The following is a 16,364-nucleotide window of genomic DNA, read 5'->3' on the forward strand; positions in this document are numbered from 1 at the left end:
GGCTACCGGGCATCTTGTAATCCGCGATCAATGAGTCAAACCTGGCCACCAAGCAGGCCGAGCCTGCTGCCATTGCCGCGGTCAACTCACTGGCGCGGTCAGCGCCGCTCAGCGCCTTTGAAAATCACCTTGGCCCCGCTGAGGCGGGGCAGTCCGTGCGTTCTCCTCGATATCACCCGGCAAGTGGTGCCGATCCGTCGTACTGCTCAAGCAGCTGCTGTTCAAGGGTCACGATGGCCTGTTTAACCTGCTCAACACAGTCGCTCACCAGGGGCATGTTCAGGTCCGGGCTCTGACAGGCGTCTTCCAATTGCCGGCAGCTCTCCACCAGTTGCTCGCCCTTGACGACTCGCGCAGCCCCCTTGATGCGATGCGCCAACTCGGACAGCTCCGCTGTTGCTTGGTCGCGCAGCAGTGTCTCCAGGGTCTGCAGGTCGGTGCGATTGTTGCTGAGCAATTCGCTCAGGATGTGTTGCAGCATGGTCGGCTCGCTGCCCACCAAGGTATGCAGGGACTCCAGGTCGAATACCTGTGGGGATTGGCTGTTGACGCGTTCTTCGGGCGGCAGGGGCGCGCGTTCGTCTTCCTCGACTTGACCCAGGGCCAGCAGGCGCGCCTCCAGTTCATCCAGGCTGATGGGCTTGATCAGACAGTCATTCATTCCGGCCTGGATGCAGCGTTCCACTTCCTCAGGCTGGGCGTCGGCAGTCAGGCCGATGATCACGATCGGTTCGTTGTGCGTGTCGCGTTCATCCTGGCGAATTGAGCGGGCCAGTTCGGCACCGTTCATGACGGGCATGTGGCAGTCGGTGATGATCAGGTCAAGAGCGTGCTCGCGCCAGGTCTTCAGTGCCTGTTGTCCATTTTCCGCCTCGACTATGTCGTGCCCGAGAAACGCCAGTTGCTGTCCCAGGACCTGACGGTTCACCGGGTGGTCGTCCACCACCAGAATCTGCAGGCGGTACATCTGCCGTCGCTTGATGCTGGGAGCAGGTTCTACGGCGGCCAGGCGCTCCAGCACTTGAAGGCGAAGATCCACCTCCACCTGGGTGCCCTGGCCCAGGGTGCTGTTCATTGAGACAGTGCCGCCCATCATTTCGCACAGGGAGCGACAGATCACCAGTCCCAGGCCGGTGCCTTCGGTGTTCAGGACATTGCGTTCGACTTGGGCAAAAGGTTGGAACAGCCGCTGCTGGTTACTAGGAGATATGCCTATCCCTGAATCTTCGACGCGCAGTTTGACCTGTAGCAACGAGTTCTCCACCAGATCGCCGCTGATGCTCACTTTAATGAAGCCGGCTTCGGTGAACTTGATGGCGTTGCTTATCAGGTTGGACAGAATCTGCTTGAAGCGCATGCCGTCTACCAGCACATCGCAATTGATGCTGGAGTCGATTTCGAGGATCAGGCTCAGGCATTTCTGTCGTGCCAGACCTTCGAACACACGGGCTATGGATTCCACCAGCTCGCGCAGGTTGGCGCGTTTGGGCGAAAGGCTCAGGCGCCCCGACTCGATGCGGGCGATGTCGAGAATATCGCCGATCAGCTCCAGCAGGCTCTTGGCCGAGCTGTAGGCAATTTCGATGCTGGAGCGCTCAATCCGGTCGCTGTCGGCCCGTTTGAGCGCCAGTTCCAGAATGCCGATGATCGCGTTCATGGGGGTGCGGATTTCATGACTCATGGTGGCCAGGAACGTGGTCTTGGTGCGACTGGCCTGGTCGGCCAGGTTCTTCGCCTCTTTCAACTCCTGGACCAGGTGGCGATGCTTGGTGATGTCCAGCCAGCCGCAGATAACGCCTTTGGTGACGCCATTGTTGTCCTGGAAGGGTTGGATCCAGTGATCGATCCAGACCTCCTTGCCCTGCAACTTGACCTGGTACACCGAACTGATGGTCTGACCGTCGCGTATGGCTTGCAGGTAGCTGTGATGCAGGTCGGGTTCAGCGCAGAAATGCTCCTTGGGCAGCTGTTGCACGGATTTGTGCAGAACCTGGTCGGCGCTCAGGCCGACACTCTGCAGGTAACTGCGGTTGCACGAGAGCATCTTGCCGTCCATGTCACGAATGTAGAGAACCGGAGGCATGTTTTCGGCCAGGGTCTCGATGAAGCGCAACTGGTCGTTCAGGGTTTTCTCGGCCTTGATCCGACGTCGCAGATAGAAGGCCCAGGCCAGTGTCAGCAACAGCAGGAGCGCCGCGGCGGCGATGATTTCGGCGATCAGCAGCGCATAGTCGCGCCAGGTTTCGCCACTCATGCCCGGTGGTGAGCGCCAGTGGTTGGCAATGGCGTTCAGATCGTCCGCTGGGAGACTGAGCAGGGCCTTGTCGAGAATCGACTGCAGCTCCGAGTCACTGCGGCGCAGAGCAAAGCTGGCGGTTGCCCGACTTGTGTGGATCAGGTCGGCGATGCTCAGGCGATTGTGAAACAGGCGGACAATGTAGTAGCGAGCGGCCGGCAACGACACCACGGCGGCGTCGGCGCTGCCGTCATAAACTTTGTTCATGGTGTCCAGAGTGGTGCCGGCCTCGATCAATTGCGTGCTCGGATAAAGCTCGCGGACGTGTTGCAGGGTCACGTGACCTGATGGAATGGCAAGACGCTTGCCTGTCAGGTCCTCTGCTGTCAGGCCCTTGTCTTTCGCGCCGCTGGGTGTGATCAGGACAAAAGGGCTGGTCAAAAAGGGCCTTGTGAAACGTAGCTTTTCCTCGCGCTGCGGGCCAGCCGTCATGATGGCCATGTCTGCCTCGGAGTTGCTCAAGGCTTCAATCTGCTGCGGATAGCCGCCATTACGCACAGTCACCTGGAAATGCAGGCCGGTGCGCTGCGAGATGATCTCCAGCAGTTCGGCCGCGACTCCGGAGAACACCCCGTTGGCGTCGAAGAACGCCGCGGGGGCCAGGTCGTCGTTGATGATCAGGCGTATCACCGGGTGACGCTCGATCCAGCGTGATTCTTCTGGGGTCAATACAATCTTTTCGCCGGTGGGCACGAAACCGCTGCCAACCCAGCGCTGACTCAGATTGTTCAGTTTTTCCTTGCCGATGGCCTCGATGCTGCGGTCAAGGATGCGCTGAAGACGGGCGTTGTCCTTGTTGATCGCATAGCCATAGCCACCCGTCGCCAGGTCAACGAAGCGCTCGAACTTGAGAAAACCGTAGTAAGAGCGATTGATCTGGAAGTAGGCGCTGAGTACATCGTCCAGGTACATGTCGGCGTGACCGAATGCAGCGGCAGCCAGGGCTTCGTTGTGCGTGGGATAGATCATCAGGTGGGCACGAGGAAAGCGCGACTGCGCTTCGCCGCTGTGTTCCTTGACCACGGAGACTCGCAGCCCGGCCAGGTTTGCCGGGGACTGGCGCAACTCGTCGTTGCGCTTGAACAAGGCCAACCGCCCATCGGCGAACGGTCGGGTGAAGCTGATGGCATCGCTGGATTGCCCGGGGCTGTTGTAGCTGCCCATCAAGTCGATGGCGGAGGCCTGCAGGGCCTGTAGGGCTTGTTCTCGGGTGGCGAAGGGAACCACCGTCATGCCGACTCCGAGCATCTGCCCGATCAATGAACTGACGTCCGCTGTAATGCCTTCGTAGTGACTGTCGTTGTAATCGACATTGAAGGGAGGCGACTCTTGTGCGACCACACCGATTTTCAACTCCGACTTATGCCGTAGCCAGTGCCAGTCCTCTTGTTCAAGTACCAGTTCTTGGTGATCGAGGCGCACCTCGCTATACAGCGTATTGGGCAGTAGGGGTGGCTGGGCCGCTGCCGTCTGAGCGGCAATGGTCACCAAGCAGGCAAGTAGCCAGATAAGTCGTGAGTGCATGGTCTCTTCAGAAAATGAGGGAGGCTTAGTTGAGTCGAGAGCGCTGAAAATACAGAGTGAAAATAGTAGCTGTCGGGGGTTGCTTTGGCCTATCAATTTATATCGTTAGTGGGGGGACTTGAGGGCTTGTTGCAATAGGCGATGAAGTGACTTTCCGGCATGGGGCGGGCAAATAGAAAACCTTGGGCAATCGAGCCCCCCAACTTCAATAGTTGCTCCTGCTGTTCATGGGTTTCCACGCCTTCGATGATCACTGACATTCCCAGGGAGCCAGCCAGGGCCAAGGTATAGCGGATGATGGCGCTGCTTGCAGGGTGATGTCTCATCTTGCGCACGAAGTCGCGGTCCAACTTGATTTGGTTGAAGGGCAGCTCGTAGAGCCGTTCCAGAGACGCGAAGCCGGCGCCGAAATCGTCCATGGCCAAACCGCAGCCCATGAGCCGCAGGCGCACCATATTTTCCAGGCTGTACGCGCAAGCGCCCATCACACAGGTTTCGGTGATTTCAAAGGTGATGCAACTTGAAGGCACCTGGAAGAGCGCCAACAAGGACGTCACGGATTCAGTCAGAGTTGCGGAGGATAATTGTGAGGGGTGCAAGTTGAAGGAAAAATTCAGCGGTAGGTCGTTTCTTGCCAGTTTGCGCCGCAGCGCCAGACCTTGATCGAACAATTGCCAGAACAGTCGATCCAGTAGGTTGTGGTCTTCCATGATGTTCAGGAAGTGTGACGGCGGCAGCACCCCCAGTTGTGGGTGGTTCCAGCGAGCCAGGACTTCGGCGCCCAGCACGGCAGCGGTATCGAGTGCCGCCTTGGGTTGGTAGTAGGGCTCGAACTCTCCGTTGTCCAGACCGCGCAACACATCACCTAGCGTGGGCAGCGCAATGCTCTTGAGCGGGCTGGCCAGGTCATGCCGCAGGGACTGGTATCGCTTCAGCAAGGTGGTCAGACGCTCCAGGTTGAAGGGTTTGCTCAGGCTTCCGAGAAAATGCAGACCCAGGCGCTTGATCATGGACACGGTGGTGTTGCGCAGCGCCAGATCAATCTGGCTGCAAAGGATGACCGCGCGCAGTTTGCCGCTGTGACTGGCGTGACGAAGGAAAGCCAGGCCGTCCATGCCGGGCATTTTCAAATCGCAGATGGCAATGTCGATGGCTTCACAACTTTCCAACAGTGCCAATGCCTGACTGCCGCTGATGGCTTCATGAATCTGGACGGGTATCACCTTCCTTAACGCAGTGATGGTAACCAGGCGTTGCAGGGGTTCATCTTCCAAAACTAGAACGTTCAGGTGTTGCATTGCTGGCTCGTGTTGTTGACTCGTCGGATATCTTGCTTAAGTCATTTGATACGGGGCCATTAGATGTATCTTCATGTCTTGTAGGAAATTTCCTAATGAAAAAATCAGAGCGTCTGAATTTTTCAATGATCGTCAATAACCACTTGTAAGTCGGGTCAAATCCGAGGAGTTTGCGCCCTCGCAGTTGCTGCCCGGCGGCAAGTTATAAGGTGAAATGACATTATGCACAGCGTATTAATAGTGGATGATCATCCCGTCGTTCGATTGGCGGTGAAGGTTCTGCTGGAAAAGCACGATATGCAGGTGGTGGGCGAAACCGATAACGGGCTGGATGCAATAGAACTGGTACGCGAGCATGTTCCGAGTGTGGTGATTCTCGATATCGGCATTCCCAAACTCGATGGCCTCAAGGTGTTGTCCCGGATCAAGGCGCTGGGCTTGCCCACCGAGGTACTGGTACTGACATCGCAGTCTGTCGAAAGCTTTTGCAAGCGCTGTATTCAGCTTGGCGCTAGAGGCTTCGTCAACAAGGAAGAAGACCTGAGCAATCTGGTGGTGGCGCTGAATGCGGTGCTGGCCGGCTATACCTTTTATCCTTCGCTGGTGAACGATGTTTCCAAGCCGGCTGCCGAGCAGTTGTCCGAGACCGAGCTGATTGGCTCACTGACCGATCGGGAAATGATCGTGCTGCAGTATCTGGCTCAGGGCTATTCCAACAAGGCCATCAGCGAGAAGCTGTTTCTCAGCAACAAGACCGTCAGCACCTACAAGGCTCGCTTGTTACAGAAGCTTGGTCAGGGCTCGCAAGTTGGCCTGGCAGAGTTCGCCAAGCGCCATGGGCTGATTCTCTGAAAGATGGCAAAGCGGCAACAATGATATTCGGCAACCCGATTTGAACTGCAAGTATCGGAGCATCCTCGTGGATGCTCCGATCAAGTCCGCAGATGTGCTGAATACGCCTGACTTCCCGATCCGCGCTCTTGTGAGCCATCTATAAAATTACCCCAAGCGCCAGTTCGCACGTCTGACGCTGAGCGCGCCGATCCCCGAAGACGCCACGATCATGAACTTCAGGCACCTGCTAGAAAAGCACTAACTGGCGCCCGTGATCCTTGTGGTCATCAACGGTTATTTGCAGGAAAAGGGGCTCTTTCTGCGCTAAGGCATCATCGTTGATATCACTATTGTTCATGCCCCGAGCTCGACCAAGATCGAATATTGAAAACGCAGGCGCGGGCCAAGGTTGAGCATCCACTTCGGGTGATCAAGCAGCAGTTTGGTCAGGTGAGCGTGCGCTCTCGCGGACTGATGAAAAACACAGCCATTTGGCGACGCTGTTCGTCCTGTGAAACCAGCTGATGGGTATGGGCGTGTTACGCGTTTAACACGTGATACCGGGCAAAACATAATGCGCCGGCCGATGTTCGGAAATTGACGCTTCGTGGCGCAGGAGTTTTGACTTGGAGCTGTTGCGCGACAAGTTGATCGGAGCATCACTGGGGATGCTCTGAGATTACTGGCACTGTTCAATACAGACATGAATATTGACAGTCTGACTATTGTTGATGAATCAATAATTGGCCTGGAGTATGACTGCTTGCGAGCCAGGTTTAACGAGATGTCAACTCCCTAAGATTCGATGTTCCTCTTTGCCCAGTCGCAGATGTGGACTTTTAGTGTCTATGAAGGCGTGCGGACGAAGATCTAAAAAGCAAAGCACTATGTTAGAACTGTTGAGAACTCCGGGCTGAGCCTAAAACTAAAGGTTGAGAAAACTTAACTTCACTCAGCTGTCGTCCCATGGCATGAAGATATGTCTGGCGATCTTGGCGTTCGTACATGTAGTGATCTTAGGGCGGTGAAATAGTTACTACTGTGGACCCACTAAACTGACCAGGCGTAACTTTCCCGCGCTTGACCAGGGTCGAGGTAATGGTCAGTGGCGTGGCGAGGCCTTGTGTAATCGGCACATTGATACCTACCGTGGCATCCTTGCCATTGACTGTTATCTTGCTGTACAGGCTGCCATCGCTCTTGAGCCGTACGCCGTAGGAATCACTCCGTGACGTCGAGACAGTCATGCTGGCAGGGCCACGACATTGCACGTAGACCCGCGTTGAGGCCGTCGCCCCGTCCACTGCGTTATCCATCAGGCTCTTGTGGTCGATCACGGCATATCCTGTGATATCGCATTGCAGCGACGGTGCAGCTACTCGGTGACAGGGGCCAAAGGGATTAAGAGCACCACCAATGGTTGGTCCAGTCTTCACAGCTAAAAAACCGATGCAAAGGTCAGAATGCGTATATTCTGAGTCTACAAAAATTGATCCGCTGAGCGGAATCCTAAACCCCTTACTTTCCAAATCCCTCAACAGGTCTCCCATGTAAGAACTACGGCGGACGGGGACCTCCCATACTGCGTAATCTCCTACCGTACGGTTGTAGCTCGACGTAATGCGTGCACTCAAACGAATTATGCATACAGTATAAATCGACTCGTTTGTTGAACAGGGGCTGCTTATCAACTCAGACCCCCAACTGGTCACTTCAAAGTAGTAACGCATTCCTCCTGGGACATACTCACTTTTCGTCGTGGTGATGGTAATGGCGTAAGCCTGGAACGCGGCCCCACACAGCAGCATCGCTGCCAGGGCGCCCTGCAGCACTGTCATATAGGCTTTCTTCATGATGATCACTCGTAACTAAGGGAGAAGGTCAGGGAGGCTTCGAAGTTGCCCTGTCCGATGGTGTGATTGGCTAGCACCTTAGGCTCGCCTTGCAGGTAGGCATTGAAGCTGATCAGGTTTTCACCACGAGTCAGCTCGCCCATGCGGTGGGTCTTGTTCAGCGGCAGCGGTTCGCCACCCATTGCCTCCAGCCCTACCAGCAGGCCTTGCACGGTTGTGCTTCGCAGCATCAGAAATCCGGGTGGTTCGCTGCTTTCGTTGCCGCTGAAGGTGATGCTGACCATGCGCTTGCCGACGTCCAGATCGCAGTTCTGCAGGTGCAGTTCGATGGGGCGGCCCTTGGTCCTGCCGTTAAGGTACAGGTCCTTGTCGATCACGCTTTTGAAGTCTATTTCAATCAACTTATCCCCTTCGGCGAGCATGCAAGGCTCGTTCACCAAGGTGCCAGAAAAGTACAGGTTGTCTTCTGCCGCCTGGATCGCCGGCAACCACAGGCATACGATCCAGGCGCCCAGGTTCATGGCCCAATTGCTCATGGATCCTCCTAATAGAGCTCGGCCATCAAGAGCGCCGAGGCAGTAAACTCGGTGCTGGGCAATGCCGCGCCAGCGAGCTTTACCGGTACGGCCTCCAGCACGGGGGGGGGCGACGCGCGAACATCGATTTCTCGTGGCTCGTTGGGCGTCAATGCGGTGCCGCCAAGCAGGACCTTGATACCCAAATCGTTTTCCGAGGTTTTCAGCGCAGTGGTGTCGAAAGGCGCGGGCGTGCCCTTGAGGGTCAAACGTATGTGCCAGGTAATGTTGGTGTCGGCGGCTCCCGGGCAATCGATCTGGTAGGGGATTGCCTGGCGATAGCGCTCGCCATCGATGCGGTTGACGGCGATGTTTTGCGCGAAGCGCACGTTGATTCGGCCGCCCTGGTCACTGACGATGCAGCCGGGCGGTGCCAACAGGGTTCCACTGAACACCAGATTGTCCGCGTTAACGCACGACAGGGGCAGAGCAGTGATTGAAAGGATTGCCAAGGTGCGATGCAAGAGGATCATCGATAGTCCACCACCAGGGTTGCACTGGCCTTGAATGCGCCGGCCTTGACTTCGCTGGCGTCGCGTTTGACCAGCACGGCTTGTAGCACGGGCTGCTTGCGCGTATCGAAGTTGGACCAGGTGTTGAGTGCCCACCGGTCGCCGTCCTTTTTCAGGGCGATACCGATATTGTCGTAACCGGGTATCTGCAGCAGCGAACTGTCGAAGGCCCCATTGCCGCGCACCTGTATCCGCAGTTCATTGGTCGCTGCGCGGCTACAGTCGAGCGTGTAGTCGATGGAAATGGTCTTGTAGTCGCCATCGATGCCTGCAATCTGAACATCATGAAAAGGGGCGCTGATGGGCGCGTCTCTGTTGATCACGCAGGGAATCGCCGCATGGATGACACCTTGTATCGTCACCCGGCTCTCGACGGCCTGGGCCAAGGGGCCGCAGCCGAGCAAAAGTGCCAGCAACGCGGGACGTGCGACCGTCATGATGAGGGGCTCAGTCATACGCTAGATTCACATTGAGGCTGGCGCGTAAAGCCCCCGGGCTGACGGCATGAGTGGTGACACTGGCACAGCACAGGCGTGCTGCTAGGGATACACGGAGTCTGGGCTTCATGATCGGCGCTCACAGAAACTGGTCATTGAACGTCAGCGTTTGCTGGCCACGGGGACGGCAGTGCAGGTACTGATTGCGCAGCTGAACTGCAGCTGTGGGCGGCCGCCGTAGTCATTGACATAGGTCAGCACTGGCTGGTTGCCCAGCACTTTGCTGCTCACGCCCAGGTCGAGCTGGCCACTGGGTTCGATCATCAGTGGCTTGAAGCCGGCTGCTCCGTCGGCCTTGAGGTCGGGCGCTGCATCGATCAGCGTGACGTAATAGGGCGTTGGGTTGTTCACCAGGTAGCGGTCCTGCTGGCGGGTGAGGGTCAGCTTTTCCTGCCAGGGGGCTTCATTGACGCCGGCCCGTGGAGCAATCGCTGCGGGCCGGTAGAACAGTTTGACCCGCGTTTGCAGGGCGATTTGCAGCGTATTGGGTTTGTCGCTGCGTGGAGGGATCTCGCGTAGGTTGAAGTAGAACAGCGATTCGCGATCCTGGGGCAACCGGGTCAGCTCCGGCAGCCCCTGGATTTTCACCTGGCTGTTGGCTCCAGCTTCCAGGCGCTGGATTGGCGGTACCACCACCAGTGGGCTGGTGATCTTTTCGGCCTGTTCGTTTTCGATCCAGGCTTGGGCCAGGTAGGGCAACTGGGTGTTTTGGTTGCTGATGCCGAGGCTGACCGATTTCTCGCCTCCTGTGAAAATTACCCGAGTGCGGTCCAGCGATACGGCGGCCAGGCTGGCTTGCGCCGCGCAAATGCTCAGCAGGGCGAGCAGGGATAAGGTGGTGCGTTTGTAGCAAGTTTTCATGAAGTTACCTGGTGTAGTGAGTCAAGCAGTGGCGTTATCTGGGTCGCTGGTCGGCAGGCAGAGCAGCTCCAGTTGTCGGCCGGGCGAAACCACCTGCTCGGGTAGGGTGAAGTGGCAGCGCGCGCTGCCATCCCAATACAGAGACATGAGCTCGCCCGGTTTCATACCGCTCAGGTAGGTCGAACCGTCCTCGCCGACGATGCCGGTTTCCTGACCGCGGCTGTTCTGTACCGAGGCACCGAAGGGTGGCACGCGGTGGTTGGTCATGCGAATCACGACCATGGCCTTGTGGCCGGCGATCAGATCAAAGCGGCGGTAACCGATCGCCCCTTCAGTCAGGGTCGCCTGGGTGACGGACTGAGTGGCTTCGACATCCTCGGCCAGGCTGTCCAGCACGATGTTGGCCTGGTTGCGGTAGTAGCTGTTGATGTCGGTCACTACGGCCTTGCCGAAACGGTTGGTGCGTGTGACTGCGCCGTTTCCGCGCACTGGCACGTCGGCAACGCCTTGGGTATCGATCAGCAGCCGGGTGCCGCCCATGATGTTGCTGCGGTGCAGCGCTGCGCCTTGGCCGGTAATCGTCGCTCCGCCTTGCAGGGACAACCCGGCCGAGGTGTACTCGTCGGCTTGGTAGCTGGCCCTGGCCACAACCTCTGCCTGGTCGCCGTCATGGGACAGGTAGCCGCTGGCGGTTTGACCGCTTGAAGCCTGTCCGACGCTGACCATGTAGTGGTTGCGTTCATCGATCTGGTCGTAATAGCTCAGGTTATGTGAGGTGTCGCCGCGGTTGACCGACGAGCTGTAGCTGATCGAGCCATTACTGTCCCAGGGGATGTTGACCGACAGGTAGGCACCGTCATCGGCGGTGCCGTTGCCCTTGTTCTGGTAAGCGGTCAGCGACAGGCTGAGGTTTTTCAGGCTGCCGACATTGAAGTAGCGCGACAACGACAGGCTGTAGCGATCGCTCGTCCGGCTGTTCCAGTACGTCTGGTGGTTGTAGTTGAAGTACAGGCTGAGCGCGGAATCTCGAAACTGCTTGCTCAAGGTCGCGGTATACAACTCTTTACTCTGGTTAAACGACTGGCTGTCACGCCGGGCCTCGATGAATTCGCTCATGCTCAGGTAGTTCTGCTCGGAGAACCGGTAGCCTGCGAAGGTGACCTGGCTGTCGTACTCATCGAAGCGCTTGGAATAGCTGGCACGGTAGGATTTGCCGCTCAGCGTGTCGTCCTGCAGCGTCGCGCGCGACTGGGTGACGTCGAACGACAGTGCACCGAAGGCCATCAGGTCGCGGCCCACGCCCACGGCCAGCGAACCGTAGTCCTCGGCGCCGAGGCTCCCGCCATACAGCGACCAGCCGTTGCTCACCCCCCAGGAAAACTCACCGGTGGCGAACGCCGGCCCATCCATCTGGTGCTCCCAGTCGGAGGGTTTGCCTGCGGCAAGCTTGTAGCGAACGGTACCGGGACGGGTTAGGTAGGGGATGCTGGCGGTGTCCAATTGGAACTCTTGGACGCTGCCGTCCTGTTCCTCGACGCGCACGTTAAGCTGGCCGGAGACTGCATCGTTGAGGTCCTGGATACGAAAAGCCCCAGGTGGCACCTGTGTGTCGTAGAGCACCCGGCCTTGTTGGCGAATCACCACGCGCGCGTTGGTCCGCGCCACACCAGTGATTTCCGGGGCATACCCCCTGAGGTTGGGGGGTAACATGTTGTCGTTGCTGCTCAGGTTGGCGCCGGTGTATCGGAAGCTGCCGAACACGCTGGAGTCCAGATAGTCTTCACCGAGTATCAGGTTCGAACGTAGCGAAGGCACGGCGCGTTGCGCATAAAAACGGCTCCAGGCGAACTCGTTGTTTGATGGCTGGTCGTCACTGCGTTGCACCTGGGTCTGCCAGTCACCGCGCAGGCGCCATGCGCCTAGGTTGATCCCCATGGTGCCGTTGCCGCTGAGGGAGTCGCTGCGGCCTTTACCGCGTTTGCGCTCGGTGGTCTGGGCGTTGACGTTGTAGTCGAACAGCACCCCGGAAATGCCGTCGTCCCAGCGCGAGGGCGGGTCCCAGTTGGGTGAGCTGTATTCGAGCTGGTCCTGAGGGATGCTCACGTACAGCGCCGAATTGCCCAGGTTGCCACGTGCCTGCATGCCGGGAACGCTGGTCAGGTCCAGGCAGGCTCCGTCGTGCCACCAGGCCAACTGCTTGATGGCTTTTTCTTTCAGACCCAGTTCATTGACCAAGGCCGGCGAAAGACAGGCAACGCTGCTTTTCGGATCGTCCTGGGCCGGGAAATAGTTGACGGCAAACTCCGTCAGCGTATTGCGGTTCACGTGGACCATCAGGCTGTACTGGCCGGGCATGATGAAGTTGGCCGAAGCAAACACCCCAAGATCAAGGTTCTCGCGATCCTTGAGGTCTAGTACATCGGTGTTGAACTGGAATTCTTCGGCTGCACTTGCCAGCGTCGCGACACAACATAGCGCCGTGGTAGCCAGTACCTTACGGTGATCCACGTGACTTAATCCTTGAGCGAAACTGCACACAAGGTGATGCAGTTCAGAAGTGCTGAATACTCAGCTTGATCGTGGCGTGATAGCTGCCCGCTTCCAGCGCATGTCCGCTACCCACGAGCGTCAGCGAGTAGTTGAGCATCTAACTGTCTGTGGACAGTGTGCTGCGCTCAAGTAACATGCCGGGTGAAATCAACAGCCCTTGTTCATCTTTAATCTGCAATGCGATGCCTTTTGCGCCGCCCTGAATGCCGAAGTGTTTACCATCAGTCTGACTTTCGAACTTCCGTTAGAAACGCTGGGAGGGCTCGGTGTTGTTCTTTGTGGTCGACGCAATGCAATTGTTGATATAGATCTTCAGTGATTGTTGGGATGACGTATTGCCGCTGACTAATCCGTTAAGTGCCAGTGGGTTAGCACAACCGTCTGATTGTTATTACTCAAACGGTGGTACAGGCGCTGTCGACGGTGCTCCCGGCCAGTTGCACGCGTCTCTTGAGTGCACCGGCAGCACAGATGGGCAGGCCCACGGAGCAGAGGGAAACTAGCAGCAGTGCGGTAGAGCGAATCATCAAAACCTCCGCAAGCTCCCCCGCAGTACCCAGCCAGTGCGTACTGCGGAGCACGTCAGTGACGCAATACGTTACTGATAAGCGAGGGTGAAGTTGGCGAAGGTTTCGAAGTTGCCTGGTACGATTTCGGCAGGCGCTGCTGCGCCGCCGCCCTCTGGGGTCACCATGTCGCCCTGCAGATAGGCGCTGAACTGCAAGAAGGTGTCGCCATTACTCAGCGTTTGTGCAGGCGAAGCGTTGCCCAGCTTGAGCAGCGCGCCGGAGTGGTCTGCGATTGCCAGGCTTGCGCCCTGTGCGGTGCCTTTGATTGCCAGCAGGTCAGGGTTGGACGAAGGCGAGCCAGTGAAGGTCGCCGTGGCCGATTTCAGGGCACCCAGTTCACAGCCGCGCAGTTCGATCTTGAAGGTCTTCGGACTTGATTTGCCACCGTTCTTCAGGGCAACGTTGGAAACCTGATCCAGATCTACGGTCTGGTATTGCGACTCCTGAGCAATGGAGCATGGTGCGTCGATAATAGCGCCCTTAAAGGTAATCACACCGTGGCCTTGATCTTTGGCAAAGGTTATAGCCGAAGTTGCTGCCAAGGTGACGGTCATGATTGCACCAGCCAACAAACGAACTTTCATTTGATACTCCTAGGTTGAAATTTAAATCCCTGAAGGTACTCAATGGAGCACACAAGCTGCTCCGGTATCTGTGCACCGTTGAGGTTGGGTTATCCTAGAAAGAGGAAGGGAGAATGTAAGTAAGGCGATGCCGAGGTGGGCTTAGGGATTCTCCGAACAAGTCCGCAGAATTTCTTAAGTGCACCAGGCATCCCCATGAGCCAGATGAGCTTTTCCGACACACTTTGAACTTTAAGTGAGGGTGTGGCCGAGTCTAAGACGGCGCCGTTGCCTCCCTGGCGCAACAGCACCTGCGGCCCGCGCGAGCGCAGCCTCGCTAAGCATGCAAATGTTTTTTCAGGAACGACCGGGTGCGTTCGTGGGTCGGGTTTTGCAGGATCTCCTGCGGCACGCCTTCCTCGACCACCACGCCGCCGTCCATGAAGATGATCCGGTCCGCCACTTCACCGGCAAAGCGCATTTCGTGGGTGACGATCAACATGGTCATGTGCTCGGCGGCCAGTTGCTTCATGACCTGGTTGACCTCTTCCACCAGCTCCGGGTCCAGGGCCGAGGTGGCTTCATCGAACAGCATGACCTTGGGGCGCATCGCCAGGGCCCGGGCAATGGCCACGCGCTGTTTCTGTCCGCCCGAGAGGCGAGAGGGGTACTCGTCGAACTTGTTGGCCAGGCCCACCTTGGACAAGTACTCCATGGCCAGCTCACGGGCCGCGGCTTTGTTCAGCCCTTTGAGTTTGATCGGTCCGAGGGCGATGTTTTCATGCACGGTCAGGTGCGGGAACAGATTGAAGTGCTGGAACACCATGCCCATCTGCTGGCGCACGCTGTTGATGTGCTGTTCGAATGCGCGACCTTTCAAGGGCCGGTTGACGTGTTCGCCCTCCAGCCAGATCTCTCCTTCGTTCAGCACTTCCAGGTGATTGATCGAGCGCAGCAGGGTGCTTTTACCCGAACCGCTGGGGCCGATGATGGCGATGATCTGTCCGCGCGCGACAGACAGATCGATGCCTTTGAGCACTTCAAGTGCGCCATACGCCTTGCGCGCGCCCTTGACTTCAACCATGAACTTTTCTGTGGTCATCGTGACATCTCTACCTTGGTTTCAAGCAGGTGCAGGCCGGCTTCCAGAACAAGATTGACCGCGTAATAGATCACCGCGACGGCCAGATAGAATTCGAACGGGCTGTAGGTTTCGCTCACAGCGCGCTGGGCGCTGTAGACCAGTTCGGCAATGCCGATGATCGACACCAGGGAGGTGTCCTTGAGCAGGACGATCAGGTTGTTGCCCAGCGGGGCCAGGGTATTGCGCAGTGCCTGCGGCACCACCACGTAGCGTTGTGCCTGGCTGCGGCTCAGGCCAATGGAGCGCGCACCTTCAATCTGCCCGGGGTCGACCGACAGGACCCCGGCACGAATCACGTCGGCGTTGTAGACCGCAAAATGCAGGCTCAGGCCGATGATGCCGGCCGCGAGGGCCGGGATATCGATCCCCACTTGCACCAGGCCGTAATAGATCAGGTACAGCTGCAGCAGCAGGGGCGTGCCCATCAGCAGCCAGGTCAGGAAACGTATGGGCAGGGAGACCAGTTTCGGGGTGTAGAGCACGATCAGGGCAAAGGCTATTCCGGCGATCAGGCTCAGCACACTGGAGCAGAGGAACAAGACGATGGTCCACCAGAGCCCGGTGGCCAGCAGCTCGGAATAGGGGGTCACGATACTCAGGTCAAGGCTTGGCATGGAGGCGTCTCACTTGGCCGCGAAGCGTTTATCGAGGTGGTCCACCATCAGCCTGACCGTGTAGACCATGGCGATGTACAAAATGGCCGACACCATGAAGATCTCGAATGGCTTGTAGGTGGAGCTGATAAAACGCTGCGCCGTGTAGGAGAGTTCCACCACGGAGATGGTCGACACCAGGGCCGAGCCTTTGATCAGCGCGACCGCATTGACCCCCAGTGGTCTGATCATCAACTTGGCGGTTTGCGGGAGGGTGATCAGCCACAGGGTCTGGCCCTTGCCGAAACCGATTGAGCGGGCGGCTTCGACCTGACCGGGATCGACGTTGCTGATTGCGCCACGAATGGATTCGGCCATGTAGGCCGCGATGTTCAGGCCCAGGCCGATGACGCCTGCGGTGAATGGCTCCAGCTCAAGGCCGATTTGTGGGCCGCCAAAGTAGATGAGGAACAGCTGGACCAGGCAGGGGGTGCCGCGAAAAACGCTGATGTAGACCCGGGCCAGGCAGCGAAGCATGAAGAAGCCGGACAGCCGGGCCGCCACCAGCACCACCGCCACCAGCAAGCCCAGCAGCAGCGCCAGCAGCGAAACGTGCACCGTGACCCAGGCCGCCTCCAGAAAGAACGGCAGGGTGCGCTGTATAAGTGTCAGATCCATGGGCAGGCTCGAAAAGG

General features: G+C 57.8%; 13 protein-coding genes and 1 pseudogene. 2 read left to right on the forward strand and 12 right to left on the reverse strand.

The window, feature by feature from the left end; translation table 11 throughout:
• Positions 1 to 172: 172 nt before the first annotated feature.
• Positions 173 to 3,820 (reverse strand): transporter substrate-binding domain-containing protein, encoded by a 3,648-nt coding sequence (locus tag DWF74_RS27670; RefSeq protein ID WP_115582138.1) that lies wholly within the window; start codon positions 3,818 to 3,820, stop codon positions 173 to 175.
• A gap of 92 nt (positions 3,821 to 3,912) precedes the next feature.
• Complete coding sequence (locus tag DWF74_RS27675; RefSeq protein WP_115582139.1) at positions 3,913 to 5,118, reverse strand: EAL domain-containing response regulator; 1,206 nt, start codon at positions 5,116 to 5,118, stop codon at positions 3,913 to 3,915.
• Positions 5,119 to 5,340: 222 nt separating this feature from the next.
• Here DWF74_RS27675 and DWF74_RS27680 point away from each other — a divergent pair, with 222 nt between their 5' ends.
• Positions 5,341 to 5,970 carry a response regulator transcription factor gene (locus DWF74_RS27680; RefSeq protein ID WP_102879957.1) on the forward strand — a complete coding sequence of 210 codons (630 nt, stop codon included), beginning with the start codon at positions 5,341 to 5,343 and terminating at the stop codon, positions 5,968 to 5,970.
• Positions 5,971 to 6,127: 157 nt separating this feature from the next.
• Positions 6,128 to 6,277 (forward strand): annotated as a pseudogene (locus DWF74_RS31125) (IS5/IS1182 family transposase); the annotation flags it as partial.
• Positions 6,278 to 6,968: 691 nt separating this feature from the next.
• Here DWF74_RS31125 and DWF74_RS30525 read toward each other — a convergent pair.
• From DWF74_RS30525 to DWF74_RS27730, 10 genes are all read right to left on the reverse strand, one after another.
• The gene (locus DWF74_RS30525; protein ID WP_162884133.1) at positions 6,969 to 7,805 is read right to left on the reverse strand and encodes a hypothetical protein; all 837 of its coding nucleotides are present in this window, start codon (positions 7,803 to 7,805) and stop codon (positions 6,969 to 6,971) included.
• Positions 7,806 to 7,810: 5 nt separating this feature from the next.
• Positions 7,811 to 8,341 (reverse strand): fimbrial protein, encoded by a 531-nt coding sequence (locus DWF74_RS27690; RefSeq protein WP_115582140.1) that lies wholly within the window; start codon positions 8,339 to 8,341, stop codon positions 7,811 to 7,813.
• 8 nt (positions 8,342 to 8,349) lie between these two features.
• Complete coding sequence (locus DWF74_RS27695; RefSeq protein WP_115582141.1) at positions 8,350 to 8,853, reverse strand: fimbrial protein; 504 nt, start codon at positions 8,851 to 8,853, stop codon at positions 8,350 to 8,352.
• Positions 8,850 to 9,347, reverse strand: a complete 498-nt coding sequence (locus tag DWF74_RS27700; RefSeq protein ID WP_115582142.1) for a fimbrial protein — start codon at positions 9,345 to 9,347, stop codon at positions 8,850 to 8,852. Before DWF74_RS27700 ends, DWF74_RS27695 begins: the two co-directional genes overlap by 4 nt.
• Before the next feature lie 144 nt (positions 9,348 to 9,491).
• On the reverse strand, positions 9,492 to 10,250 hold the full coding sequence (locus tag DWF74_RS27705; protein ID WP_115582143.1) for a fimbria/pilus periplasmic chaperone: 759 nt from the start codon (positions 10,248 to 10,250) through the stop codon (positions 9,492 to 9,494).
• A gap of 21 nt (positions 10,251 to 10,271) precedes the next feature.
• Positions 10,272 to 12,758, reverse strand: coding sequence for an outer membrane usher protein (locus DWF74_RS27710; protein WP_115582144.1), 2,487 nt, complete (start codon positions 12,756 to 12,758; stop codon positions 10,272 to 10,274).
• A gap of 640 nt (positions 12,759 to 13,398) precedes the next feature.
• Positions 13,399 to 13,953 carry a fimbrial protein gene (locus DWF74_RS27715; RefSeq protein WP_115582145.1) on the reverse strand — a complete coding sequence of 185 codons (555 nt, stop codon included), beginning with the start codon at positions 13,951 to 13,953 and terminating at the stop codon, positions 13,399 to 13,401.
• Positions 13,954 to 14,269: 316 nt separating this feature from the next.
• Positions 14,270 to 15,034: an amino acid ABC transporter ATP-binding protein gene (locus tag DWF74_RS27720; protein WP_115582146.1), complete on the reverse strand. Its 765-nt coding sequence runs from the start codon at positions 15,032 to 15,034 to the stop codon at positions 14,270 to 14,272.
• Positions 15,031 to 15,690, reverse strand: coding sequence for an amino acid ABC transporter permease (locus DWF74_RS27725; protein WP_102864221.1), 660 nt, complete (start codon positions 15,688 to 15,690; stop codon positions 15,031 to 15,033). Before DWF74_RS27725 ends, DWF74_RS27720 begins: the two co-directional genes overlap by 4 nt.
• 9 nt (positions 15,691 to 15,699) lie before the next feature.
• Entirely contained in the window at positions 15,700 to 16,347 is a 648-nt protein-coding gene (locus tag DWF74_RS27730; RefSeq protein ID WP_102864222.1) for an amino acid ABC transporter permease, read from the reverse strand.
• Between the last annotated feature and the right edge of the window lie 17 nt (positions 16,348 to 16,364).

It is taken from the genome of Pseudomonas protegens, assembly GCF_003363755.1.
Taxonomy (GTDB): Bacteria; Pseudomonadota; Gammaproteobacteria; order Pseudomonadales; family Pseudomonadaceae; genus Aquipseudomonas; species Aquipseudomonas danubii.

What these genes read in the sequence shown, in the direction of transcription:
- DWF74_RS27670 (WP_115582138.1), bottom strand. Translation starts at nt 3,820, where the DNA reads ATGCACTCACGACTTATCTGGCTACTTGCCTGCTTGGTGACCATTGCC.
- DWF74_RS27680 (WP_102879957.1), top strand. Translation starts at nt 5,341, where the DNA reads ATGCACAGCGTATTAATAGTGGATGATCATCCCGTCGTTCGATTGGCG.
- DWF74_RS27720 (WP_115582146.1), bottom strand. Translation starts at nt 15,034, where the DNA reads ATGACCACAGAAAAGTTCATGGTTGAAGTCAAGGGCGCGCGCAAGGCG.
- DWF74_RS27725 (WP_102864221.1), bottom strand. Translation starts at nt 15,690, where the DNA reads ATGCCAAGCCTTGACCTGAGTATCGTGACCCCCTATTCCGAGCTGCTG.
- DWF74_RS27675 (WP_115582139.1), bottom strand. Translation starts at nt 5,118, where the DNA reads ATGCAACACCTGAACGTTCTAGTTTTGGAAGATGAACCCCTGCAACGC.
- DWF74_RS30525 (WP_162884133.1), bottom strand. Translation starts at nt 7,805, where the DNA reads ATGAAGAAAGCCTATATGACAGTGCTGCAGGGCGCCCTGGCAGCGATG.
- DWF74_RS27705 (WP_115582143.1), bottom strand. Translation starts at nt 10,250, where the DNA reads ATGAAAACTTGCTACAAACGCACCACCTTATCCCTGCTCGCCCTGCTG.
- DWF74_RS27690 (WP_115582140.1), bottom strand. Translation starts at nt 8,341, where the DNA reads ATGAGCAATTGGGCCATGAACCTGGGCGCCTGGATCGTATGCCTGTGG.
- DWF74_RS27700 (WP_115582142.1), bottom strand. Translation starts at nt 9,347, where the DNA reads ATGACTGAGCCCCTCATCATGACGGTCGCACGTCCCGCGTTGCTGGCA.
- DWF74_RS27715 (WP_115582145.1), bottom strand. Translation starts at nt 13,953, where the DNA reads ATGAAAGTTCGTTTGTTGGCTGGTGCAATCATGACCGTCACCTTGGCA.
- DWF74_RS27730 (WP_102864222.1), bottom strand. Translation starts at nt 16,347, where the DNA reads ATGGATCTGACACTTATACAGCGCACCCTGCCGTTCTTTCTGGAGGCG.
- DWF74_RS27695 (WP_115582141.1), bottom strand. Translation starts at nt 8,853, where the DNA reads ATGATCCTCTTGCATCGCACCTTGGCAATCCTTTCAATCACTGCTCTG.